Source organism: Pseudomonas sp. SB113, from assembly GCF_040754745.1.
Classification (GTDB): Bacteria; Pseudomonadota; Gammaproteobacteria; order Pseudomonadales; family Pseudomonadaceae; genus Aquipseudomonas; species Aquipseudomonas grimontii.
The window spans coordinates 1-24,324 of sequence record NZ_JBFMHW010000043.1 but is presented as its reverse complement, the minus strand read 5'-3'; the positions used below and the strand labels follow the sequence as shown (position 1 = coordinate 24,324).

Genomic DNA, 24,324 nt, shown 5'->3' with positions numbered 1-24,324 from the left:
CGATAGCGGTGTATCAGCCAGTGAATGTGGTGGCTGACACACTGCTATCGGGGGCAAGCCCCCTCCCACATTGGTTCTCCAGGGTTCTTGAAGCCTTAGCGCGGCCCGGAAACCACCAGCATCTGCCCCGGCTTCAGCGCCTGGCCAGTACGCGGGTTCCAACGCTTGAGATGTTGCATCTCGACGTTGAAGCGCTTGGCGACGATGTACAGCGAATCGCCTTTCTTGACCTTGTACTGCACCGGTTTCTTGCTGTCGGCCTTGGCCACCAGCTTGCGGGTGTCCTGCATCACCAGGGTCTGGCCGACCTTGAGGGCCTGGCCGTTGAGCTTGTTCCAGCGCTGAAGGTCGTGCACGTCGACCTTGTTTGCCTTGGCGATCAGCGTGAGGTTGTCGCCATTGCGCACCTTGTAGCTGCGGGTACGGCCGGCCACCCGTGCGGTCTCAACTTCGTCGAACACCTGCTTTTTCGGGCGCATCGCCAGCAATTCTTCCGGCTTCATCGTCGAAAGAGTGCTGGTGAGCAATTGCGCCTTGGAGCTCGGTACCAGCAGGTGCTGCGGGCCATCCAGGGTGGTGCGTTGCTTGAGCGCCGGGTTGAGCTGGAACAGTTCGTCTTCGTCGATCTCGGCCAGCGCGGCAACCCGTGACAGGTCCATGCTTTGCTTGACTTCAACCACTTCGAAGTACGGCGTGTTGGCAATCGGGTTCAGGTTGACGCCATAGGCCTCGGGGGCCAGCACTACCTGGGACAACGCCAGGAACTTGGGCACGTAGTCCTTGGTTTCCTGGGGCAGGGGCAGGTTCCAGTAGTCGGTGGGCAGGCCAAGCTTCTCGTTGCGCTCGATGGCCCGGCTCACTGTGCCTTCGCCGGCGTTATAGGCAGCCAGGGCCAGCAACCAGTCGCCGTTGAACATGTCGTGCAGACGGGTCAGGTAGTCCAGGGCGGCGGTGGTGGAGGCGGTGATGTCGCGGCGGCCGTCGTAGGCGCGGGTCTGGCGCAGGTTGAAGTAGCGCCCGGTGGAGGGAATGAACTGCCACAAGCCGACCGCATCGCTGCGCGAATAGGCCATCGGGTTGTAGGCACTTTCGATCACTGGCAGCAGCGCCAGCTCCAGGGGCATGTTGCGTTCTTCAAGGCGCTCGACGATGTAATGAATGTAGAGGCTGCCGCGTTCACCGGCGTTCTCCAGGAAGGAGGGGTTGCTGGCGAACCACAGGCGCTGTTGCTCGATGCGCGGGTTAACGCCCACGTTGTCCTGCAATTGAAAGCCCCGGCGCATGCGTTCCCAGACGTCCTGGGGGACTTCAGGGCTGGGTTTCTCCGAGAGCCAGAGGGGTTTTTGCTTGATTTTGGCGGCAAGATTGGGTTTGGGTTGCACGGTGGATTGTGCAGCGAAATTTGTCGATTGGCAGCCCGCCAGTGTTGCGGACACAGCCACCGCCACAGCTTGAGCCAGGCGGGTCAATGCGTCTGAATGGTTGGATTTACGAATAGATGACGACATTGGCTGGAAGTAAGTTCCGGGCAAAAATGTCGGGCGATTCTAGAAAGCGCTTTGGTTCCGGTCAACCATTCAGAAATTACGTATCAGATTGCGTCGTCTTAGAACTTATCTTTCCACGCCCTCAAGCTAGCAAACACCTCGGCCCCAGAGCGGTTGTCGCGGCCATTCCGTTCGTCCGCTTTTTGTTTAACGGATGTTTCAGAGGTGCGCAGGAAGGGGTTGGTGCGCTTTTCCAGGGCCAGGTTGGAAGGCAGTGTTATCTCGCCGCGGGCCCGCAGTTGACGGACGTTTTCCACCCGTTCGGAGATGTCGGTATTCTGCGGTTCCACCGCCTGGGCAAACTTGAGGTTACTTTGTGTGTATTCGTGGGTGCAGTACACCAAGGTGTCGGCGGGCAGGGCGGCCAGGCGCTCGAGGGAGATGTACATCTGCTCCGGCGTGCCTTCGAACAGGCGGCCACAGCCGGCGGCGAACAGGGTGTCGCCACAGAACAGCACGCCCTGGTGATAGAAGGCGATATGGCCCAGGGTATGGCCGGGCACGGCATAGACGTCGAAGTTCCAGCCCAGCACGCTGATGCGGTCGTTATCCTGCAGGGCGATGTCCCGCGCCGGGATCGTCTCGTTGGCCGGGCCATACACCTTGGCGTCGGTCACACGCTTGAGTTGCTCGACACCACCGACATGATCGTGGTGATGGTGGGTGATCAGGATGTCGCTGAGGGTCCACGTCGGGTTTTGCTTGAGCCAGGCCAGTACCGGCGCGGCATCGCCGGGATCGACCACGGCACAACGTTGGGTTTGCTGGTCCTGCAACAACCAGATGTAGTTGTCGGTAAAGGCGGGCAGGGCACTGATCTGTATCATTCTTCGATTCGCCAAGCTGAACACATTGGTGCATCTTAGAACGTCTAGGCGAGTTGGAGAATGCAATGACTGATAAAGCGTTCGCCCAGGCCGATCCTGAGTGGCTGGCCCTGATCAGCGCGGCCCGTGAATGGCTGTCCGGGCCCATCGGGCAATTTCTGCTGGATGAAGAACGGCACATGCTCGAAGACGAGTTGGGCCGTTTCTTTGGCGGCTACCTGGTGCATTACGGCCCGTCGGCCCAGACCCCACCCGCCGCGCCCCAGGTGCAACGCAATGTGCGCCTGGGCGCGCCGTTGCCGGGGGTGGAGATTGTCTGCGAGGAACAGGCATGGCCCTTGAGTGAACACGCCGCGGATGTGGTGGTGTTGCAGCATGGCCTGGATTTCTGCCTGTCGCCCCACGGTTTGCTGCGCGAAGCGGCGAGCAGCGTGCGCCCTGGTGGCCATTTGCTGATTATCGGTATCAACCCGTGGAGCAGTTGGGGCCTGCGCCATGTGTTCGCCCATGATGGCCTGCGCCAGGCGCGCTGCATCTCGCCATCACGGGTGGGGGACTGGCTGAACCTGCTGGGCTTCGCGCTGGAGAAACGCCGCTTCGGGTGCTATCGTCCGCCGCTTGCCTCGGCCAAGTGGCAGGGCCGCCTGGCCGGCTGGGAACGCCGCGCAGGGACTTGGCAATTGTCGGGTGGTGGCTTCTATCTATTAGTGGCGCGCAAGATTGTGGTCGGCCTGCGGCCGGTGCGCCAGGTGCTGCGCCAGCCCATGGGCAAGCTGGTGCCGATGCCAATGGCCAAGGTCAACCGCAAGCAAAGCGAACCGTAAAACCTTTTTTGATTTCAGACCGAGCAACCGATGACTGACAGCGTAGAACTCTTCACCGATGGCGCCTGCAAGGGCAACCCGGGCCCCGGCGGCTGGGGCGCCTTGCTGGTGTGCAAGGGCGTCGAGAAGGAACTGTGGGGCGGCGAAGCCAACACCACCAACAACCGCATGGAACTGATGGGCGCCATTCGCGGCCTGGAAGAGCTCAAGCGCCGCTGCAACGTGCTGCTGGTGACCGACTCGCAATACGTGATGAAAGGCATCAACGAGTGGATGGTCAACTGGAAGAAGCGCGGTTGGAAGACCGCGGCCAAGGAGCCGGTCAAGAATGCCGACCTGTGGCAATTGCTCGATGAGCAATGCAACCGCCATGACATCACCTGGAAATGGGTGCGCGGGCACATCGGCCACCCGGGTAACGAGCGCGCCGACCAGCTTGCCAATAGAGGCGTGGACGAAGTGCGGGGCTACAAGCAGAGCTGATGCCGGCTCACGTGTTAACATCGCGCCCCTGACTCACACCACACTGCACACCACACCGTTGAGAGCTGAACCCTGATGGCCATCCGATCTGTTGTACTCGATACCGAAACCACCGGCATGCCGGTGACCGACGGCCACCGGATCATTGAAATCGGCTGTGTCGAACTCATGGGTCGGCGCCTCACTGGTCGTCACTTCCACGTCTACCTGCAACCGGACCGCGACAGCGACGAAGGCGCCATCGGCGTCCACGGCATCACCGACGAGTTCCTCAAGGGCAAGCCGCGTTTCGCCGAAGTGGCCGATGAGTTCTTCGAATTCATCAACGGCGCCCAGTTGATCATCCATAACGCGGCGTTCGACGTCGGCTTCATCAATAACGAATTTGCCCTGATGGGGCAGACGGATCGCGCGGACATTTCCCAGCACTGCTCGATCCTCGACACCTTGATGATGGCTCGTGAGCGTCATCCGGGCCAGCGCAACAGCCTCGATGCCTTGTGCAAGCGTTATGGCGTCGACAACTCCGGCCGTGAACTCCACGGTGCCTTGCTCGACTCCGAGATTCTCGCCGACGTTTACCTGACCATGACCGGCGGGCAGACCAGCCTGTCCCTGGCCGGGAATGCCTCCGACGGCAGTGGCTCGGCGGAAGGCTCGGGCAACCGCCCTTCGGAAATCCGCCGCCTGCCGGCCGATCGCAAGCCCACGACCATCATCCGCGCCAGCGAGCAGGATATGGCCGAGCATGTGGCGCGCTTGGAAGCCATCGCCAAGTCGGCGGGTGCGCCGGCGTTATGGACCCAGTTAACACAGCAATAGCCCGGCGAGGGTACGATCAAAATGTGGGAGGGGGCTTGCCCCGATAGCGGTGTATCAGCCAATCAACTATGAGCTGACATACCGTCATCGGGAGCAAGCCCCCTCTCACAGTTGATCTCCATAGCTTTCAAAATCTTCATTCGCGTCATCGTCCCCGAGCTTCTACCCTTGAGTGCATAGCCCTCAGGACTACAAGCCCTCATGTACAAAGACCTGAAGTTCCCCGTTCTTATCGTGCACCGCGACATCAAGGCCGACACCGTTGCCGGTGACCGGGTTAGAGGCATCGCCCGAGAGTTGGAACAAGAGGGCTTCAGTATCTTTTCTGCCGTGGACTACGCCGAAGGCCGGTTGGTGGCGTCTACCCATCACGGCCTGGCGTGCATGCTGATCGCCGCCGAAGGCGCCGGTGAGAATACCCACCTGCTGCAAAACATGGTCGAGCTGATCCGCCTGGCACGCCTGCGGGCGCCGAGCCTGCCGATCTTTGCCCTGGGCGAGCAGGTCACCCTGGAAAACGCCCCGGCCGATGCCATGAGCGAACTCAACCAACTGCGCGGCATTCTCTACCTGTTCGAGGACACCGTGCCGTTTCTCGCTCGCCAGGTGGCCCGTGCTGCCCGTACTTACCTCGATGGGCTGTTGCCGCCTTTTTTCAAAGCGCTGGTGCAACACACCGCCGACTCCAATTATTCCTGGCACACCCCTGGTCATGGCGGTGGCGTGGCCTATCGCAAAAGCCCGGTGGGGCAGGCGTTTCACCAGTTCTTCGGGGAAAACACCCTGCGCTCGGATTTGTCGGTGTCGGTGCCCGAGTTGGGCTCGCTGCTGGACCACACCGGGCCCCTGGCCGAAGCCGAGGCCCGTGCCGCGCGCAACTTCGGCGCTGACCATACCTTCTTCGTGATCAACGGCACGTCCACCGCCAACAAGATCGTCTGGCATTCCATGGTGGGCCGCGATGACCTGGTGCTGGTGGACCGCAACTGCCACAAGTCGGTGTTGCATTCGATCATCATGACCGGCGCCATCCCGCTGTACCTGTGCCCGGAACGCAATGAGCTGGGTATCATCGGTCCGATTCCCCTGAGTGAGTTCAGCCCCGCGTCGATCCGCGCCAAGATCGACGCCAGTCCCTTGACCCGTGGCCGGCTACCCAAGGTGAAACTGGCCGTGGTCACCAACTCCACCTATGACGGCCTGTGCTACAACGCCGAGCTGATCAAGCAACAATTGGGCAACAGTGTCGAGGTGCTGCACTTCGACGAGGCCTGGTATGCCTACGCGGCGTTCCACGAGTTCTTTGCCGGGCGCTACGGCATGGGCACCTCGCGCACCCCGGACAGCCCGCTGGTGTTCACCACCCACTCCACCCACAAGCTGCTGGCGGCGTTCAGCCAGGCCTCGATGATCCACGTGCAGGACGGCGGCGCGCGCCAACTGGATCGCGACCGTTTCAATGAAGCCTTCATGATGCATATCTCCACCTCGCCGCAGTACAGCATCATCGCTTCGCTGGACGTAGCCTCGGCGATGATGGAAGGCCCGGCCGGGCGCTCGCTGCTGCAGGAAATGTTCGACGAGGCGCTGAGTTTTCGCCGCGCCCTGGCCAACCTGCGTCAGCATATTGCCGCCGAAGACTGGTGGTTCTCCATCTGGCAGCCGCCATCGGTAGCGGGCATCGACCGCGTCGCCACCGCGGATTGGCTGTTGCAGCCGCAGGATGACTGGCACGGCTTTGGTGACGTGGCCGAAGACTACGTGCTGCTGGACCCGATCAAAGTGACCCTGGTAATGCCGGGCCTCACTGCCGGCGGCGCCTTGAGCGATTGTGGGATTCCCGCCGCCGTGGTCAGCAAATTCCTCTGGGAACGTGGGCTGGTGGTGGAAAAGACCGGGTTGTATTCGTTCCTCGTGTTGTTTTCCATGGGCATCACCAAAGGCAAATGGAGTACCTTGCTCACCGAGTTGCTGGAGTTCAAGCGCAGTTACGACGCGAATGTCAGCCTCGCCAGTTGTTTGCCATCGGTGTTTGCCCAGGGGCCGGCGCGTTATCAGGGCCTGGGTTTGCGCGACCTGTGCGATCAATTGCACAGCTGTTACCGCAGCAACGCCACCGCCAAGCACCTCAAGCGCATGTACACGGTGTTGCCGGAAATCGCGATGAAACCGGCCGACGCCTATGACCAATTGGTAAGGGGAGAAGTGGAGGCTGTGTCCATAGACGCCTTGCCAGGACGCATTGCAGCCGTGATGCTGGTTCCTTATCCGCCGGGCATTCCGTTGATCATGCCGGGCGAGCGCTTTACCGAGTCGACGCGGTCGATCATCGACTACCTGGCGTTTGCCCGGACGTTCGATAGCAGTTTCCCCGGTTTTGTTGCCGATGTTCACGGGTTACAACACGAAGATGACGGCAGTGGTCGTTGTTACACCGTCGATTGCATCAAGGGTTAAGGATGTTTATGCAAGCTGTAATGAACCCGAAGTATCCAGGGCTCAGTGTGCGGGTCGCCGACGAGGGCTTCGACGCCTACGTATGGGGTAATGATTTCAGCTTTGAGGTCAACGCCTATGGCGTGCCGGAGATGGGCAAGCGAGTCGATCAATGGCCCGTGGAGCGCATCGTGCCTTACCGCAAGTGTTATGGCATCGACCCGGAAGAGTTCGCCAGTTTCCGCGATGCACCGGACAGTGCGATCTTCATGGCCTACCTGGACGACCGTGCCGTCGGGCATATCGTGGTCAGTACTAATTGGAATGGCTTTGCCCACGTTGACGAACTGGCGGTGGCCTTGCCCGCCCGCCGGCATGGGGTGGCCAAGTCGCTGTTGGATGTGGCGCAGTTCTGGAGCCGCAAGAAAAACCTGCCGGGCATGATGCTCGAAACCCAGAACAACAACCTCGGCGCCTGCCGCTTGTATGAGCGTTGCGGCTATGTGATGGGCGGGATCGACCACCTGCGTTATCGCGGCATCGACCCGCAGACCCGTGAAGTGGCGATTTTCTGGTATCGGTTGTTCAAGACCGAAGCCGAGCGGTTTTAACTCGCCAGCAGGCCTTGGGCCTTTTGCGTGACGATCTCCAGCAGTGCATTCAGCGCAGGGGCAGTCACGCTATCCTTGAGGGTCAGCGCGTACAGGCTGACCATGATCGGCGGCGACACCGGGCATGCATCCAAACCTGCCTCGCGCGCACCAAACGCAGTGAACGGGTCGACAATCGCCAGGCCTTCGCCGGCTTCCACCATGCTGCGCATCATCTGGTAGGTCTGCACTCGCGTCTGCACCACTGGCAGCGGGCGCAGGGCTTGCAGCTTGGCGTCCAGCAGGCGGCTGAGCGGGTCTTGCCCTTCAAGCCCGATCATCGCCTGCCCGGCCAGGTCTTGCAGCGCAATGTACTTCTGCTTGGGCTTGAGCCAGCCATGGGGCGCGAGCAATTGCAATTTGCCTTGGGCCAGCACCGTACTGTGGATTTGCGGGTGTTCCGGGTCATGCAGGCTCAGGCCCACGTCGGCCTCGTGCAGCAGCAGGCTGCGGACGATTTCCCGGGTCGGCTGGCTCGACAGGTTGCACGGCGTGTCCTGGAACCGTCGACGCAGCAGCGCAATGCTCTGTGGCAGCAGTTGGTTGGCCAGTGGCGGCGTGCACAGGGCGCGCAACGCGGGAGCGTGATGGTGTTTCAAGCGGCTGGCCAGGCGTTGCACCGGTTCCAGGGCTTCGTACACATGAGCGATTTCGGCCTGCAACTCCAGGGTCTCGCGCGTCGCTTGCAAGCGCCCGCGCACACTGGCAAACAGCATGAAGCCCAATTGCTGCTCGGCATCCTTGAGTGCCGCGTCTACCTCGCCCACGGGGAGTTGCAACCATTCGGCGGCGGTGCCGAGGTGTCCGGTCTGCAGGATGGCTTGAATCACTTCGATATGACGTAAACGCATGGCCGGAGTCTATGTGCAGCGCGGTGGGGATTCAATGGTGCGCGCCGTCCTGCGCAAAAAAGACTGTGTGGGTCGCCTATGTCGCTGGCGTTCAGCCAGGACCTCACTAGAATGGCTCGTCTGATCATCAACGACCAATGCCGGGTACTCGGCACTTACAACAAAAACAGGTCTGGTCTCGAATGCCTATTCCCTCGATATTCTTCGGGATAACGGCCAAGCAACTCGCGATCCTCGTGATCGTTGGCGGCGCGGCGGCTTATCTCTTCAGCAATCACGACGACAACACGCCGGAAAACCTCGAACTCGAAGCGTTTATCCTTTCCCAGGAACAGGTAGTCGAGCATGTCGGCACGGTGCTGGGTATGACGCTGGTCAAGCAGATGGTGGCGTACCCTGGCTACAATGCGCCGGGTTATAAACGCTTGATGTACGAGGTGGAAGGCGAGCGGGGCAGGTTGATGGTGACGCTCAAGCAGGTGGACGGCGGGCAGGGACTGGAAGTGACGGAGATTCGCAACCCGTGACCGCCCAGCTCAGTCAATGCCGTCAATGGCCAGGACTGAGCAGGTGCGCCCGGGCGATCAAGCTTATGAGGCGAGGGTGGTCTGCGATTCGCGGACGATAATGGTCCCCGACTGGATCAGCTTGAACTCATCGCCTTCCAGTTTTTCTACACGGTCGCCAATGGCCAGCTTGTAGGTGGTGGTGGGTGCCGAGCCAGCCAGGTCGCCTTGCGCCGGGTTGGATTCCTGGAACTCATGCACCGAATACACGCGTCCTTCTGCGTCTCTGGCATGAAACTGTCCGACTAGTACTGCTGCCATCTGTTTAGAACCTCTGGAGATAAACACTCGATATGCGGTGCTGTAGACCGTCATAAAGAGGGGGAGTTTACCTATTGAAAAAAAATACTATTCGCTGACATTTTCAGACGGTTCCTACGCATCAAATCGCGGGCCAAACGTCTGGAGGATTATCAAAACCTTCTGGTGAACGCGCTGCGAAGCCTTTATAACTACAAGCTTCCTTAGTCAGACGTCGAGAAACCCAATGAGCAAGGTCTACACGATTGCCGTTCTGGTTGGCAGCTTGAGAAAAGACTCGATCAACCGCAAGGTCGCCCTGGCATTGGCCGAGCTGGCCCCTGCCAACCTGAAGTTGAACATTGTGGAAATTGGCGATTTGCCGCTCTACAACGAGGACATCGACGGGGCATCACCGCCCGCAGCCTACAGTACTTTCCGTCAGCAAGTACGTTCATCCGACGCGGTGTTGTTTGTGACACCGGAGTACAACCGCTCCGTACCCGCACCGTTGAAGAATGCGATTGACGTAGGCTCCCGTCCCTATGGCCAAAGCGCCTGGAGCGGCAAGCCGGGGGCGATCATCAGCGTATCGCCGGGCGCTGTTGGCGGTTTTGGTGCCAACCACCATTTACGCCAGTCCCTGGTGTTCCTCGATGTGCCGTGCATGCAGCAGCCGGAAGCTTACGTGGGCGGTGCGGGAAGCCTGTTCGACGACGCCGGCAAGGTGTCGGAAAAGACCCGGCCATTCCTGCAGGCATTCATTGATGCCTACGGTAAATGGGTAGAAAAACAGAGCGCTTGAATCGGCACTCATTGTCCATTGTGGGAGGGCGCAAGCCCCTCCCACAGTATTGGATCAGCGCAGCCAGTTAGTCCGCGCCAACTCGATCACTTCATCACCACGCCCACTCATCACCGCCTTGAGCATGTACAGGCTGAAGCCCTTGGCTTGTTCCAGCTTGATGCTCGGCGGCATCACCAGCTCCTGGGAGGCCGTCACCACATCCACCAGCACCGGGCCATCATGGGCCAGGGCGCGGCGCAGGGCCGGTTCCAGGTCTTCGGATTGCTCCACGCGAATGCCGAGGATGCCCATGGCGTTGGACATGGCGGCGAAGTCCGGGTTTTTCAGCTCGGTGCCGGCATCCAGATAGCCCGCAGCCTTCATTTCCATGGCGACAAAGCCCAGGGACGAGTTATCGAACACGATCACCTTTACCGGCAATTTTAACTGCGCCAGTGAAATGAAATCCCCCATCAGCATGGCAAACCCGCCGTCGCCGGACATCGAGATCACCTGGCGCCCAGGAAACGCCGCCTGCGCGCCAATCGCCTGGGGCATGGCGTTGGCCATGGAGCCGTGGTTGAACGAGCCAATCAGGCGGCGCTTGCCATTCATTTTCAGGTAGCGCGCGGCCCACACGGTCGGCGAGCCAACGTCGGCGGTAAAGATCGCATCCTCGTTCGCCAGTTCGCTGAGCAAACGTGCCACGTATTGCGGGTGGATCGGCCGGTTGGCCTTCGACGGTTGCGCCAGGTCGTCCAGGCCTTGGCGGGCTTTTTCGTAGTGCTTCAGCGAGGTGTCGAGGAAGCTGCGGTCGGTCTTGCGGGTCAGGCGCGGCAGCAGTGCGTCGATGGTCTCGCCCACATCCGCAGCGATGCCCAGGTCCAGCGTGGCGCGACGGCCCAGGGCCTGTGGGTTGCGGTCGACCTGAATGATCTTGGCGTCGGTCGGGTAGAACTGGCGGTACGGAAAGTCAGTGCCGAGCATGATCAGCGTGTCGCAGTCGAGCATGGCGTGGTAACCGGAGCTGAAGCCGATCAGGCCGGTCATGCCGACATCGAACGGGTTATCCCACTCCACATGCTCCTTGCCGCGCAGGGCATGCACCACCGGCGCCCCCAGCGTGTCGGCCAGGGCCACCACTTGATCGTGGGCACCGGCGCAACCGCTGCCGCAGAGCAGGGTGACCTTCTTGCTGCTTTCGAGCATTTGGCTGAGGCGCTGCAGGTCCTGTTCCGCCGGCAAGGTGCGCGGTGCGTGGAGGGCAGGCCAGGGCTTGAGCTTGTCCTCGACTTCCAGCAACGACACGTCCCCCGGAATCACCACCACCGCCACGCCGCGGTTGAGGATCGCCGAACGCATGGCGCGGTGCAGCACGTGGGGCATTTGCTCGGGGTTGGTGACCAGCTCGATAAAGTGGCTGCATTCTTTGAACAGTTCCTGGGGATGGGTCTCCTGGAAGTAGTTCAGGCCGATCTCGGAGGAGGGGATTTGCGCCGCAATCGCCAGCACCGGCACATGGTTGCGATGGCAGTCGAACAGGCCGTTGATCAAGTGCAGGTTGCCCGGCCCGCAACTGCCGGCGCATACGGTCAGTTCGCCAGTGGCTGCAGCTTCGGCCCCGGCAGCGAACGCGGCGACTTCTTCGTGGCGCACGTGCATCCACTCGATGCTGTCCATGGTGCGCAGGGCGTCGGTGAGGCCGTTGAGGCTGTCGCCGGTCAGGCCCCAGATACGCTTGATGCCCGCCTGTTCAAGGGTGGTCGCCAATTGCTGGGCCAGGTTGATTTTCGCCATGAAGAACTCCAATCGTCAGTGAGGTTAAAAACTGCTGATCAATAGGGGACAGTTCGATCACGGCGAATGCTCCGCCTTTAATGTGAAGATTGCGTCATGGACGCGCGGTATTGCCGGGTGCGCCGGGCGATAAACCACTGGTCGCGCACCAGCGCCAGCCACGGTGCTACCTTGGCATCGGGCAAGCGGCCGCGGCTCAGGCGGCGCATCTGGTCACGCACCACGGCCAGGGTGGCGAGAGCGGCCAAGGGTTTGCGCTGCCAATTGATCGGTTTGAGTTGCGGGTTGAGGTCGCGGCCCTCGTGCCAGTGTTTGATCAGTTGCGGTTCCAGGGTGAGGGCGGTGGCAATGCCGGCCATGGCGATGCCGTCCCGTGCTTCGCCTTGCATGCAAAGCAGAGTGGGTTGGCGGCGTCGCGTATCCGCTTCTATGAATCCGAGGGGCTGATCAGCCAGGTAGGGCGCCAGGCCAATGGGTATCGGCGCTATGCACCCGATGTCCTGCAAACGCTGCAACTGATTCAGAGCGCACAGCAGGCCGGGTTTACCTTGCAGGAACTCAAGGCGTTAATGCCCGCGCCGGGGGAACACAAGCGCAAGGAGTTGATCGAGGCCCTGGAGCGCAAGGTGACGCAGATCGAGGCAATGCAGGCGCAGTTGGCTCATAGCAAGGCGCAGTTGCTGGGCGTGATCGAGGCGGTCCGGGCGCAGCCGGAAGGCGTGCCGTGCTCCATGGGGCAGAAGCAGGTGCTGGCGTCGATTAAGGCCGGTGCCTGAAAAAGCGCCGAGTTGCAGAGCAAGCAGATCCAAAGGTATCTACGCAACTGTGTAGCCGCCAAAGCTAACCACGATGCGAAGCGAGCCGCCCTTGATCTTGCTTTAGATCTTGATCTCAGGCGCCCCGTTAAACCACGCTGGCCGGAATTCGATAGTGATTTGGGGGGTAAGCCGGCAGGGATGCTGGTTTAGCCGCCCCGCGCCATGGATGGCGCGTGGCGGCGGCCCCCCAAATCACTGTCGGATTACGGGCACACCGAGCCGGGGCGAGGTGCCGAGTGGTGGGGCGAAGCGTTTTTGGTTACTTTTGGCGCTCTTCCAAAAGTGACCCGCTGTAAGAGCGGAACCCTAAGTCGCCGTTACCGCAGCAACGGATATGTACTCATTCCAACCCCAGCAAATGGTCGGCCCAGAGGCCGCCATCGGGAGCAAGTCGAATCGTCGCACCGCCCCTCCCACATTTAGCGCGGGGCATCAGTTAGAGAGTCGTCAGCTCCCGAGCCGTCACGGGAGCAAACCCCCACCCCACATGTGATACTCAGCGACGACGGAACAGCGGCAGCGGCTCATCCGTAGCTGCCTGGTACGTCACCGAGAAGTCCTTGAGGCTTTCCAGCGCTTCGTACGGGTCCTTGTCAGCGCGCAAGGCGAAGGCATCGAACCCACAACGGCGCAGGTAGAACAACTGGTCGCGCAACACGTCGCCAATCGCCCGCAGCTCGCCTTTGTAACCGTAGCGGTCACGCAGCAAACGTGCGTTGGAGTAGTTGCGACCGTCGGTGAAGGCCGGGAAGTTCAGGGCGATGACCTGGAAGTGTTCCACGTCCGCACCGATCTCCTCGGCTTCTTCATCGGCGTCCAGCCACACACCCAGGCCGCCGTCACGGGCCTTGAGCGCGTGGCCATGTTCGCGCCACAGGGCCAGCGGCACGATCAGGTCGTCACAGTTGGAAATGCCGTCGAAGCTCGCGTCCTTGGGCAGCAGGTGCCAGGTTTCGTCGAGGACTTCGTTGTTCTTAATGATTCGCTGCATAGACGCGCTCCTTGAACAGGTCAATGCCGATGCGCTGGTAGGTGTCGATGAAACGCTCATCTTCGGTGCGCTGTTCGATGTACACGTCGATCAGCTTGCCGATCACCTCAGGCATGGCTTCCTGGGCGAAGGATGGGCCAAGGATCTTGCCCAGGCTCGCATCGCGGCTGGCGCTGCCACCCAGGGACACTTGGTAGAATTCTTCGCCTTTCTTGTCCACGCCCAGGATGCCGATGTGGCCGACGTGGTGGTGACCACAGGCGTTCATGCAACCGGAAATGTTCAGGTCCAGCTCGCCGATGTCGAACAGGTAGTCCAGGTCGTCGAAACGGCGCTGGATCGATTCGGCAATCGGGATCGACTTGGCGTTGGCCAGGGAGCAGAAGTCGCCGCCCGGGCAGCAGATGATGTCGGTCAACAGGCCGATGTTCGGCGTGGCGAAACCGCCTTCGCGCAGCTCGCCCCACAGGGTGAACAGTTGGCTCTGCTCAACATCCGCAAGGATGATGTTCTGCTCGTGGGAGGTACGCAGCTGGCCGAAGCTGTAGCGCTCGGCCAGGTCGGCGACGGCGTCCAGCTGCTTGTCGGTGATGTCGCCCGGTGCAACACCGGTCGGTTTCAGCGACAGGGTCACCGCCACATAGCCCGGCTTTTTGTGCGCCAGGGTGTTGCGGGTGCGCCAGCGGGCGAAGCCTGGGTGCTGCTGGTCGAGCGCTGCCAACTCGGCGTCCTGATTGTTCAGGGCCTTGTACTCAGGATCGACGAAATGCTTGGCCACACGGTGCACTTCGGCTTCGGTCAGGGTGGTCTGGCCGCCGCGCAGGTGTTCCATCTCGGCGTCGACTTTCTGGGCGAACACCTCAGGGGTCAGCGCCTTGACCAGGATCTTGATCCGGGCCTTGTATTTGTTGTCACGACGGCCGTAGCGGTTATAGACCCGCAGGATCGCGTCGAGGTAACTCAACAGGTCCTGCCACGGCAGGAACTCGTTGATGAATGCACCCACCACCGGGGTACGGCCGAGGCCGCCACCCACCAGTACACGGAAACCCAGCTCGCCGGCCTCGTTGTACACCGGCTCCAGGCCGATGTCGTGCACTTCGATGGCGGCACGGTCCGAGGTCGAGCCATTGATGGCGATCTTGAACTTGCGCGGCAGGTAGGCGAATTCCGGGTGGAAGGTGGTCCACTGACGGACGATTTCACACCACGGGCGTGGGTCGATCAGCTCGTCGGCGGCAACCCCGGCGAATTGGTCGGTGGTCACGTTGCGCAGGCAGTTACCGCTGGTCTGAATGGCGTGCATCTGCACGGTGGCCAGTTCAGCCAGGATGTCCGGCACATCTTCCAGCGCCGGCCAGTTGAACTGCACGTTCTGGCGGGTGCTGATGTGGGCATAGCCTTTGTCGAAGTCGCGGGCAATCTTGGCCATCATGCGGGTCTGGCGCGAAGTCAGTTGGCCATAAGGCACGGCCACCCGCAGCATCGGCGCAAAGCGCTGAACATAAAGGCCATTTTGCAGGCGCAGAGGGCGGAACTCTTCTTCGCTCAGTTCACCTGCTAGGTAGCGTCGGGTCTGATCACGGAACTGCTTGACGCGGTCCTCGATGATGCGCTGATCGTATTCGTCGTATACGTACATATAGGTCCTGTTCTCGGCAAATCTGCGCGCACGGCCGCGCACTCCCAACGGAGCCGGCGCACGATACCAGTTTGCGTTTATGCGCAAAAGTGATGTTTGAGTATATGCACATAACCAAAATGACTAATGAGAAAGGTTATCGTGATACCCACATTTGTCATGCGGGCAATCGTGAACTTTACTGTGAGCGTGTTTGAGTGCAATCACCTATAAAACCGACAAGAGGCGATGCAATGAGCAATCCGACCAAAGCTCGTAAACCTGACAGTACCGTGGATGCCTGGGCCATTCTGTTCTTGATCATTCTGGTGGTGGGAACCGCCGTATTCTGGGTCAGCCATCAATAAAGGACGTTGATTGAGCCTCGATTGGTTTGGGCATTGCCACTATCATGGCGGCCTATTTTCGAGGCTCAAGCATCCATGTTGAAGGTGTTGATTACGTGTGTCTGGTTGCTGGGATCGACGTATGGGGTGATAGCCCATGCCACCTCGGTGGTGTTTCTCAATCCTGGCATGTCGACGGAAACTTTCTGGGTCAGCTACACGCAATTCATGCAGGCCGCCGCCAAGGACCTCGGCCTGGAATTGCGTGTGCGTTATGGCGAGCGCGATGCCGACAACACACTGCTCCAGGCGCGTGAGGTGCTGCAAGGCAGTCAGCGGCCTGATTACTTGGTACTGGCGAATGAGCAGTACGTTGCGCCGCAGATCCTGCGCATGGCCGAGGGCAGTGGCGTCAAGCTGCTGGTGGTGAACAGCGCGCTGACCCCGGATCAGATGCAATTGCTGGGAACCCGCAGTGGCATCCGTTTGATCGGCAGCCTGGTCGCTGACGATGAAGAGGCTGGCTACCTGATGCTCCGCGACTTGCTGCGCCAGCACGGCCCGGTTGCGTCGGGTCAATCCCTCGACCTGTTGGCCTTTTCCGGCGTCAAGACCACGCCGGTTGCGCAATTGCGTGAGCGGGGCATGCGTCGGGCGCTGGCCGAGCATCCCGAGGTGCGCCTGCGTCAGTTGGTCTACGGTGAGTGGAGCCGCGAGCGCGCCTTCGAGCAAGCGACGCAACTGTTCAAGCGCTACCCGCAGACGGCGCTGGTGTGGTCGGCCAGTGATCAGATGGCGTTGGGCGCCATGCAGGCGTTGCAGGACAGTGGACGGTTACCGGGTAAGGACGTGCTGTTCAGCGCGGTCAACAGTTCGCCGGAAATCCTGCAGGCGCGCCTGGAGGGGCGTTTATCGAGCCTGGTCGCCGGGCATTTCACCGTCGGCGGCTGGGCCATGGTGTTGGTCCATGATGATGCCAAGGGCCTGGACATTGGCGCCTATGGTGGGCGCGACCGTCAGTTGGCGTTGTTCCAGTTGATCGATGCCAGCCAGGCGCGGCGCTTGTTGGGGCCGACACCCGCGGTGAATTTTCGCGCACTGTCCGCCCAGGGCAAACCCGTGTCCTATCGCTACCCGTTCAGCCTGCGCCTGTTGCTCCGCTAGACGCCGGCCAGGTGCAGCACCAGCTTGACGATGCCAAACAAGGTCAACGCAAACACGGCAGTGAACAGGATGCCCAGCACCACGAAATGACTGGGCTTGCCATGGGTAAAGTCGCGGGCGCGATTCTTGCCGCTCTGCACGCCAAATGCAGCGGCCACCACGCTGTGGAGCATCTGCCAGAAGGTAGGGGGCTTGTTGTTGGCTGGATCGTCCATACGTCCCTCGACACAAGGTGTGTGAGGGACAGCATAGACAATCCAGGCCGGCTTAGTTGTCGTAACCCAGGTTCGGCGCCAGCCAGCGCTCGGTCACGGCCAGGTCCTGGCCTTTACGCGCGGTGTAGCTGGCCACCTGGTCCTTGTCGACCTTGCCCACGGCAAAGTACTGCGCCTGCGGATGGGCAAAGTACCAGCCACTGACCGCCGCCGCCGGGAACATTGCGTAGTGTTCGGTGAGGAACACACCGCTGCGGCCGGCGTGCATTTCGCGGGCCTCGGGGTCGAGCAGTTGGAACAACTGGGCTTTCTCGGTGTGATCCGGGCACGCCGGGTAACCTGGGGCAGGGCGGATACCGCTGTATTGCTCCTTGATCAGCGCCTCGTTGTCCAGTTGCTCGTCCTGGGCGTAACCCCAGTGTTCTTTACGCACCTGCTGGTGCAGCCACTCGGCACAGGCCTCGGCCAGGCGATCGGCCAGGGCCTTGACCATGATCGAGTTGTAGTCGTCACCTGCGTCCTGGTAGGCCTTGGCCACTTCTTCGGCGCCGATGCCGGCGGTGGTGATGAAGCCACCGATGTAGTCGGTCACGCCGCTGTCCTTGGGCGCGACGAAGTCGGCCAGGGAGAAGTTCGGCTTGCCGTCGGTCTTGATGATCTGCTGGCGCAGGTGGTGCAGTTTGGCAATCGGCTGGCCGTCTTCGCCGTAGACTTCCAGGTCATCGTCCTGCACCTGGTTGGTCGGCCAGAAACCGAACACCGCGCGGGCACTGATGAGTTTTTCGTCGATCAGCTTCTTGAGCATTTCCCGGGCGTCGGCGTATAGCGCGGTGGCGGCTTCACCCACCACTTCATCGGTAAGGATGCGCGGGAACTTGCCGGCCAGGTCCCAGGAGATAAAGAACGGGGTCCAGTCGATGTACTCGGCCAAAACGTTGAGGTCGATATTGTCCAGCACCCTGGAACCGGTGAAGGTTGGCTTGACCGGCGTGTAGGTGCTCCAGTCGAACTGCGGCTTCTTGGCGATGGCCGCCGGATAGCTCAGGCGTTCGGTGCGCGCACTGCGGTTGGAGGTGCGCTCACGGACATCGATGTATTCCAGGCGGGTCTTCTCGACGAAGCCGGCCTTCAATTCCTTGGACAGCAGCTGCGTGGCCACGCCCACCGCGCGGGAGGCGTCGGTGACGTAGATCACCGCGTCGTTGCTGTACTTGGGCTCGATCTTCACCGCCGTGTGTGCCTTGGAGGTGGTCGCGCCACCGATCATCAGCGGCAGGTGGAAGTCCTGGCGCTGCATCTCGCGGGCCACATGCACCATCTCGTCCAGGGACGGCGTGATCAGGCCGGACAGCCCGATAATGTCGCACTTCTGCTCCTTGGCCACCTGCAGGATCTTCTCGGCCGGCACCATCACGCCGAGGTCGACAATGTCATAGCCGTTGCAACCGAGCACCACGCCAACGATGTTCTTGCCGATGTCATGCACGTCGCCCTTCACCGTGGCCATCAGGATCTTGCCCTTGGCTTCCGGCTTGTCACCTTTTTCCAGTTCGATGAACGGGATCAAGTGGGCCACGGCCTGTTTCATTACGCGGGCGGATTTCACCACCTGGGGCAGGAACATCTTGCCGGCGCCGAACAGGTCGCCAACGATGTTCATACCGGACATCAACGGGCCTTCGATCACTTCGATCGGGCGCGCGAACGACTGCCGCGATTCTTCAGTGTCTTCGACGATATGGGTGGTGATGCCCTTGACCAGCGCGTGCTCGAGGCGCTTGTTGACCGGCCAGCCGCGCCATTCCTCGGTCTCGGCTTCTTTTACGCTGCCGTCGCCCTTGTACTTGTCGGCGATGGCGAGGAGGGCGTCGGTGCCTTCCGGGGTGCGGTTGAGGACTACATCTTCAACGGCATCGCGCAGCTCGGCCGGGATCTGGTCGTAGATCTCCAACTGGCCGGCGTTGACGATACCCATGGTCAGGCCGTTGCGGATCGCATACAGCAGGAACACCGAGTGGATCGCCTCGCGCACCGGGTTGTTGCCGCGGAACGAGAACGACACGTTGGACACGCCACCGGAGGTCAGCGCATACGGCAGCTCGTCGCGGATGTAGGCGCAGGCGTTGATGAAATCGACGGCGTAGTTGTTGTGTTCTTCAATACCGGTGGCGACCGCGAAGATGTTCGGGTCGAAGATGATGTCTTCCGGCGGAAAGCCGACTTCATTGACCAGGATGTCGTAGGAACGCTTGCAGATTTCCTTCTTGCGCGCTTCGGTGTCGGCCTGGCCGGCTTCGTCGAAGGCCATCACCACCACGGCGGCGCCGTAGCGCTTGCACAGCTTGGCGTGGTGAATGAACTGCTCGACGCCTTCCTTCATGCTGATGGAGTTGACGATGCCCTTGCCCTGGATGCACTTGAGGCCGGCTTCGATCACTTCCCACTTGGAGGAATCGATCATGATCGGTACGCGGGAGATGTCCGGCTCGCCGGCAATCAGATTGAGGAAGGTCACCATGGCCTTCTTCGAATCGAGCATGCCCTCGTCCATGTTGATGTCGATCACCTGGGCGCCGGCTTCCACCTGTTGCAGGGCCACTTCCAGGGCTTCGGTGTAGTTGTCTTCACGGATCAGGCGGGCGAAACGCGCAGAACCGGTGATGTTGGTGCGCTCGCCGACGTTGACGAACAACGAGCTGCGATCAATCGTGAACGGCTCCAGGCCCGACAGGCGGCAGGCCTTGGGGATGTCCGGGATCGGGCGCGGCGCATAACCGGCCACGGCCTTGGCAATGGCTTCGATATGGCCCGGTGTGGTGCCGCAGCAACCGCCGACGATGTTCAGAAAGCCGCTCTGGGCGAATTCTTCGATGACCTTGGCGGTTTCCGATGGCAGCTCGTCGTATTCGCCGAATTCGTTGGGCAGGCCGGCGTTGGGGTGCGCGGACACGTGGGTGTTGGCCTTGTTGGACAACTCTTCCAGGTACGGGCGCAGCTCGCTGGCGCCGAGGGCGCAGTTCAGGCCCACGGAAATCGGCTTGGCGTGGGCGACCGAGTTCCAGAAGGCTTCGGTGGTCTGGCCCGAGAGGGTACGGCCGGAGGCGTCGGTGATGGTGCCGGAGATCATGATCGGCAATTCGATGCCAAGCGCTTCGAACACCCCCTGCACGGCGAAGATCGCGGCCTTGGCGTTGAGGGTGTCGAAGATGGTCTCGATCAGGATCAGGTCGGCGCCGCCCTCGATCAGGCCCTTGGTGGCCTCGGTGTAGTTCTCCACCAGTTCATCGAAGGTGACGTTGCGGTAGCCGGGGTTGTTTACATCGGGCGACAGCGAGCAGGTGCGGCTGGTCGGGCCGAGGACGCCGGCAACGAAGCGCGGCTTGGCCGGGTTCTCGGCGGTCTTGGCATCGGCGATCTTGCGCGCCAGGCGGGCGCCTTCGACATTCAGCTCATAGGCCAGCTCTTCCATGCCATAGTCGGCCATGGAGATGCGGGTTGCGTTGAAGGTGTTGGTTTCGAGGATGTCGGCACCGGCATCCAGGTACGCCTTCTCGATCCCGCCGATCACGTCCGGGCGGGTGAGCACCAGCAGGTCGTTGTTGCCCTTGACGTCGCTCGGCCAGTCGGCGAAACGTTTGCCGCGGTAGTCGTGTTCTTCCAGTTTATAGCTCTGGATCATCGTGCCCATGCCGCCGTCGAGGATCAGGATGCGTTCCTTGAGGGCGTGGTGAAGGGCTTGCAGACGAGCGCTACGATCGGACATGGGACTACTCTGGTCAGGCATTACGGAGGGCGTGGATCATAACAAACCTGTGCGGATTTGCGGCATGTCCGGGTTTTGCATGAATATCGCTCATGTTGATGCGGGGTGTGGCCCGGTAGAATCGCCGCCACTTCCATATCGCCTGCATTGAATCGGGACCGGATACATGTCACTTCGTCTTATTGTCAGCGCCGTCCTGGCCTTGATAGCCAGCACTGCCCAGGCAGAAGGTCCCGCCTCGGCGATCTCTTATACCCGCGATATTCAACCGATCTTCACCGAAAAGTGTGTGGCTTGCCATGCGTGCTACGACTCGGCCTGCCAACTGAACCTGGGCAGTGCCGAGGGCGCGGCGCGCGGGGCGAGCAAAGTGCCGGTGTACGACGGGGAGCGCAGCCAGGCGACCAAGCCGACCCGCCTGTTCTATGACGCGTTCGGCAAAGCTGCCTGGCAGCGCGAAGGCTTCAGCTCAGTACTCGACGCCCAAGGCAGCCAGGCTGCGCTGATGGCGCGCATGCTCGAACTCGGTCATCGCCGCGCGCCGTTGCAACCCAACGCCAAGTTGCCAGCTGATATTGTGCTGGGTCTTAACCGCGAGAATATGTGCCCGTTGCCGGGAGAGTTCGACGCTTACGCCGGTGCGCACCCCAATGAGGGCATGCCTCTGGCTGTAACTGGCTTGAGCGACCAGCAATACCAGACGCTGCAACGCTGGCTGGCCTCCGGTGCACCGATTGACGAGCAAGGTGTGGCCCCCAGTGCCCAGGAAGCCGCGCAAGTGCTGCAATGGGAAAACCTGTTCAACGCCCCCGGCGCCCGGGAAAGCCTGGTAGCCCGTTGGCTGTTCGAGCATTTGTTTATTGCGCATCTGTATTTCGAAGGCGGTGAACCGGGGCATTTCTTCCAGTGGGTGCGCTCGCGTACCCCCAGCGGCCAGCCGATTGACCTGATCAACACCCGTCGTCCCAATGACGATCCCGGCACCCGCGTGTACTACCGCCTGTGGCCCGTACAAGGGGTGATCGTCCACAAGACTCACATCACATACCCCCTCAGCGCAGAGAAAATGGCGCGGGTCAAAGCCTTGTTCTACAGCGGTGACTGGCAGGTCAGTGCCTTGCCGGGCTACGGCCCCGGCCGCCGTGCCAACCCTTTCGAGACATTCGAGGCGATTCCCGCCCAGGCGCGCTACCAGTTCATGCTGGATAACGCCGAGTACTTTGTGCGTACCTTTATTCGCGGGCCGGTGTGCCGCGGGCAAATTGCCACGGATGTGATCCGCGACAATTTCTGGGCGTTGTTCCAGGCGCCCGACCACGACCTGTACATCACCGATGCTCGCTATCGCGGCCAGACCACGCCGTTGCTGGCGATGCCAGGGCAGAATGACGACGTGGGCAGTGTGCTCAGCCTGTGGCTCAAGTACCGCGATAAGCGCAACCAGTACGAAGCGCTGCGGCGAGACAGCTATGCCGAGCTGCCAGCGCCCAGTTGGTCGACGCTATGGGCCGGCAACGACAACGCGCTGTTAAGTATTTTCCGCCACTTTGACAGCGCCTCGGTCAATAAAGGCCTGATCGGTGAAGTCCCGCAGACGATGTGGTTGTTCGACTTTCCGTTGCTCGAACGCACGTATTACCAGTTGGTGGTCAACTTCGATGTGTTTGGCAACGTGTCGCACCAGGCCCAGACCCGGCTGTACTTCGACCTGATCCGCAACGGCGCCGAGCAGAACTTCCTGCGCCTGATGCCGGCCGATAGCCGCGACGCCTTTTTGGACGATTGGTACCAGAACAGCGGCAAGATCAAGCTGTGGCTGGACTACGAGGCTATTGATAACGACAAGCCCACCGGCCTGCATCTGGATGAAAAAGACCCGAAGCGGGACTTTGCCAACCAGTTGCTCACCCGCTACGGCGACCTGAATGCCAGCCCGGACCCGATCAACCGTTGCACCGGGGCGTATTGCTCGCGTGATGGCATCGAGCCCACGTTGCAGGATGCGGAGCAGGCGCTCAGCCGCCTGACCTCACGCCCGGCGGCGGGGCTCAAGGTGATCGACCAGTTACCCGAAGCCACGGTGCTGCGCGTCGAAACCAGCAGTGGCAAACGTGAGGTCTACAGCCTGCTGCGCAACCGCGCTCACAGTAACGTTGCGTTTTTGCTGGGTGAGGCCTACCGCTATCAGCCGGGCCTGGACACGCTGACCATCTACCCTGGCGTGCTCAGCAGCTACCCGAACTTCATGTTCAATATTCCGGCGCGGGAAGTGCCGGCGTTCGTCGCGCAGATGGAGCAGGCCAAGGACGCCGCGCAGTTCGAGAAAATCGTCGATCACTGGGGTATACGCCGTAGCCATCCGTTGTTCTGGCAGTATTTCCACGATTTGTCCGAGTACATTCGCGAAACCACGCCAGTGGAAGAGGGGGTGCTGGATATGAACCGTTATGAAAACCTCTGACGGGAGCGAGAGTCTTTTCCGACAAAATTACTAGGACTTTGTACCTACGTAATATTTTGGCGTAAACTGCCGGCAAGCCTGTGAGGAGTTTCCATGACTGCCATAACCATTACCGACGCCGCCCACGATTACCTGGCTGACCTGCTGTCCAAGCAGAACACCCCGGGTATCGGCATCCGCGTATTTATCACCCAGCCTGGCACCCAGTACGCCGAGACGTGCATTGCCTACTGCAAGCCCGGTGAAGAGAAACCTGAAGACACCGCCCTGGGGCTGAAAAGCTTCACTGCGTATATCGACAACTTCAGCGAAGCCTTCCTGGACGATGCCGTGGTCGACTACGCCACCGACCGTATGGGCGGCCAGTTGACCATCAAGGCGCCCAACGCCAAGGTGCCGAACGTCAACGCCGACAGCCCGGTCAACGAGCGCATCAACTACTACCTGCAAACCGAGATCAACCCGGGGCTCGCCAGCCACGGCGGTCAGGTCAGCTTGATCGACGTCGTCGATGACGGCATTGCCGTGTTGAAGTTCGGCGGCGGCTGCCAGGGCTGTGGCCAGGCGGACGTGACCCTGCGTGAAGGCATCGAGCGGACCCTGCTGGAGCGTATTCCGGAGCTCAAGGGCGTCCGTGACGTGACAGACCACACGCAGAAAGAAAACGCCTACTACTGAGTAAGGTGTTCACTGCGAACAGAAAAAACGGCGCCCGTGAGCGCCGTTTTTTTATGCTTAAATTCAAGTAGTTACACTGTCTATCTAACAAATAAGATCAAGTTTTGAAGGGGGCTTGCTCCCGATAGCGATGCCTCAGTCGCCTCATGAGCAGGCTGACACGCCGCCATCGGGGGCAAGCCCCCTCCCACATTTTTATTTGTATTTATTCAGTTAAATCAGTGTGTTGTTGATGAATTGTGAATTAAAAAATCAAATTCGAATAGCTGACGCTATCTCCCTGGCAAGGAAGGTCAAATGTGGGAGGGGGCTTGCCCCCGATAGCCATAAGTATCTACACAACTTCAGTAGGATAACGCGTAGCAGCTGTCGAGCCTTGGCGAGGCTGCGTTTGCGGCGCGTCTGACACAACGCCAACGCAGCCTCGCCAAGGCTC

At 60.8% G+C, this 24,324-nt stretch carries 20 protein-coding genes and 1 pseudogene; 11 read left to right on the top strand and 10 right to left on the bottom strand.

What is annotated here, in order from left to right; translation table 11 throughout:
* Positions 1-95: 95 nt before the first annotated feature.
* Both AB1462_RS30695 and gloB read right to left on the bottom strand, forming a co-directional pair.
* On the bottom strand, positions 96-1,508 hold the full coding sequence (locus tag AB1462_RS30695; protein ID WP_090405361.1) for a lytic transglycosylase domain-containing protein: 1,413 nt from the start codon (positions 1,506-1,508) through the stop codon (positions 96-98).
* Positions 1,509-1,606: 98 nt separating this feature from the next.
* Positions 1,607-2,374 carry a hydroxyacylglutathione hydrolase gene (gene gloB / locus AB1462_RS30690; RefSeq protein WP_090405358.1) on the bottom strand — a complete coding sequence of 256 codons (768 nt, stop codon included), beginning with the start codon at positions 2,372-2,374 and terminating at the stop codon, positions 1,607-1,609.
* Between the two features lie 65 nt (positions 2,375-2,439).
* Between gloB and AB1462_RS30685 the strand changes: the two genes are divergently transcribed.
* From AB1462_RS30685 to AB1462_RS30665, 5 genes are all read left to right on the top strand, one after another.
* Positions 2,440-3,198 carry a class I SAM-dependent methyltransferase gene (locus tag AB1462_RS30685; protein ID WP_367248865.1) on the top strand — a complete coding sequence of 253 codons (759 nt, stop codon included), beginning with the start codon at positions 2,440-2,442 and terminating at the stop codon, positions 3,196-3,198.
* Positions 3,199-3,228: 30 nt separating this feature from the next.
* Entirely contained in the window at positions 3,229-3,681 is a 453-nt protein-coding gene (gene rnhA / locus AB1462_RS30680) for a ribonuclease HI (protein ID WP_003173571.1), read from the top strand.
* 81 nt (positions 3,682-3,762) lie between these two features.
* Entirely contained in the window at positions 3,763-4,503 is a 741-nt protein-coding gene (gene dnaQ, locus AB1462_RS30675) for a DNA polymerase III subunit epsilon (RefSeq protein ID WP_167361152.1), read from the top strand.
* A gap of 201 nt (positions 4,504-4,704) precedes the next feature.
* Positions 4,705-6,960: an Orn/Lys/Arg decarboxylase N-terminal domain-containing protein gene (locus tag AB1462_RS30670; RefSeq protein WP_259193840.1), complete on the top strand. Its 2,256-nt coding sequence runs from the start codon at positions 4,705-4,707 to the stop codon at positions 6,958-6,960.
* 8 nt (positions 6,961-6,968) lie between these two features.
* Positions 6,969-7,550, top strand: a complete 582-nt coding sequence (locus AB1462_RS30665; RefSeq protein ID WP_090410031.1) for a GNAT family N-acetyltransferase — start codon at positions 6,969-6,971, stop codon at positions 7,548-7,550.
* On the opposite strand, the gene AB1462_RS30660 is transcribed toward AB1462_RS30665, so the two are convergent.
* A complete protein-coding gene (locus AB1462_RS30660; protein WP_090405347.1) occupies positions 7,547-8,440 on the bottom strand; it encodes a LysR substrate-binding domain-containing protein in 894 nt (297 codons plus the stop codon). The genes AB1462_RS30665 and AB1462_RS30660 overlap by 4 nt on opposite strands.
* A gap of 182 nt (positions 8,441-8,622) precedes the next feature.
* On the opposite strand from AB1462_RS30660, the gene AB1462_RS30655 reads away from it, so the two are divergent.
* Positions 8,623-8,967, top strand: coding sequence for a hypothetical protein (locus AB1462_RS30655; protein WP_090405344.1), 345 nt, complete (start codon positions 8,623-8,625; stop codon positions 8,965-8,967).
* A gap of 63 nt (positions 8,968-9,030) precedes the next feature.
* Here the strand turns inward: AB1462_RS30655 and AB1462_RS30650 are convergent, their stop codons facing one another.
* The gene (locus AB1462_RS30650) at positions 9,031-9,267 is read right to left on the bottom strand and encodes a hypothetical protein (protein ID WP_027606489.1); all 237 of its coding nucleotides are present in this window, start codon (positions 9,265-9,267) and stop codon (positions 9,031-9,033) included.
* Positions 9,268-9,493: 226 nt separating this feature from the next.
* Here AB1462_RS30650 and AB1462_RS30645 point away from each other — a divergent pair, with 226 nt between their 5' ends.
* Complete coding sequence (locus AB1462_RS30645) at positions 9,494-10,051, top strand: NADPH-dependent FMN reductase (protein WP_259193838.1); 558 nt, start codon at positions 9,494-9,496, stop codon at positions 10,049-10,051.
* A gap of 54 nt (positions 10,052-10,105) precedes the next feature.
* Here the strand turns inward: AB1462_RS30645 and poxB are convergent, their stop codons facing one another.
* Both poxB and AB1462_RS30635 read right to left on the bottom strand, forming a co-directional pair.
* A complete protein-coding gene (gene poxB, locus AB1462_RS30640) occupies positions 10,106-11,830 on the bottom strand; it encodes a ubiquinone-dependent pyruvate dehydrogenase (protein WP_367248861.1) in 1,725 nt (574 codons plus the stop codon).
* Between the two features lie 77 nt (positions 11,831-11,907).
* Positions 11,908-12,198 (bottom strand): annotated as a pseudogene (locus AB1462_RS30635) (2,4-dienoyl-CoA reductase); the annotation flags it as partial.
* A gap of 15 nt (positions 12,199-12,213) precedes the next feature.
* Between AB1462_RS30635 and AB1462_RS30630 the strand changes: the two are divergent.
* On the top strand, positions 12,214-12,606 hold the full coding sequence (locus AB1462_RS30630; protein ID WP_367248860.1) for a MerR family transcriptional regulator: 393 nt from the start codon (positions 12,214-12,216) through the stop codon (positions 12,604-12,606).
* A gap of 538 nt (positions 12,607-13,144) precedes the next feature.
* On the opposite strand, the gene AB1462_RS30625 is transcribed toward AB1462_RS30630, so the two are convergent.
* Both AB1462_RS30625 and AB1462_RS30620 read right to left on the bottom strand, forming a co-directional pair.
* Positions 13,145-13,639, bottom strand: a complete 495-nt coding sequence (locus AB1462_RS30625) for a DUF934 domain-containing protein (protein ID WP_003235539.1) — start codon at positions 13,637-13,639, stop codon at positions 13,145-13,147.
* Positions 13,623-15,281, bottom strand: a complete 1,659-nt coding sequence (locus tag AB1462_RS30620) for a nitrite/sulfite reductase (RefSeq protein ID WP_367248858.1) — start codon at positions 15,279-15,281, stop codon at positions 13,623-13,625. The genes AB1462_RS30625 and AB1462_RS30620 overlap by 17 nt, the downstream gene beginning before the upstream one ends.
* Before the next feature lie 422 nt (positions 15,282-15,703).
* On the opposite strand from AB1462_RS30620, the gene AB1462_RS30615 reads away from it, so the two are divergent.
* Positions 15,704-16,771, top strand: coding sequence for an ABC transporter substrate-binding protein (locus tag AB1462_RS30615; protein ID WP_367248856.1), 1,068 nt, complete (start codon positions 15,704-15,706; stop codon positions 16,769-16,771).
* On the opposite strand, the gene AB1462_RS30610 is transcribed toward AB1462_RS30615, so the two are convergent.
* Both AB1462_RS30610 and metH read right to left on the bottom strand, forming a co-directional pair.
* A complete protein-coding gene (locus AB1462_RS30610; protein ID WP_090405321.1) occupies positions 16,768-16,986 on the bottom strand; it encodes a DUF2970 domain-containing protein in 219 nt (72 codons plus the stop codon). The two genes, AB1462_RS30615 and AB1462_RS30610, sit on opposite strands and share 4 nt — an antisense overlap.
* A 52-nt stretch (positions 16,987-17,038) precedes the next feature.
* Entirely contained in the window at positions 17,039-20,749 is a 3,711-nt protein-coding gene (gene metH, locus AB1462_RS30605; protein ID WP_367248855.1) for a methionine synthase, read from the bottom strand.
* 166 nt (positions 20,750-20,915) lie between these two features.
* On the opposite strand from metH, the gene AB1462_RS30600 reads away from it, so the two are divergent.
* Positions 20,916-23,210 carry a fatty acid cis/trans isomerase gene (locus AB1462_RS30600; RefSeq protein ID WP_367248853.1) on the top strand — a complete coding sequence of 765 codons (2,295 nt, stop codon included), beginning with the start codon at positions 20,916-20,918 and terminating at the stop codon, positions 23,208-23,210.
* Positions 23,211-23,303: 93 nt separating this feature from the next.
* Positions 23,304-23,888 carry a Fe-S biogenesis protein NfuA gene (gene nfuA / locus AB1462_RS30595; RefSeq protein WP_027606479.1) on the top strand — a complete coding sequence of 195 codons (585 nt, stop codon included), beginning with the start codon at positions 23,304-23,306 and terminating at the stop codon, positions 23,886-23,888.
* The last annotated feature ends 436 nt before the right edge of the window (positions 23,889-24,324 follow it).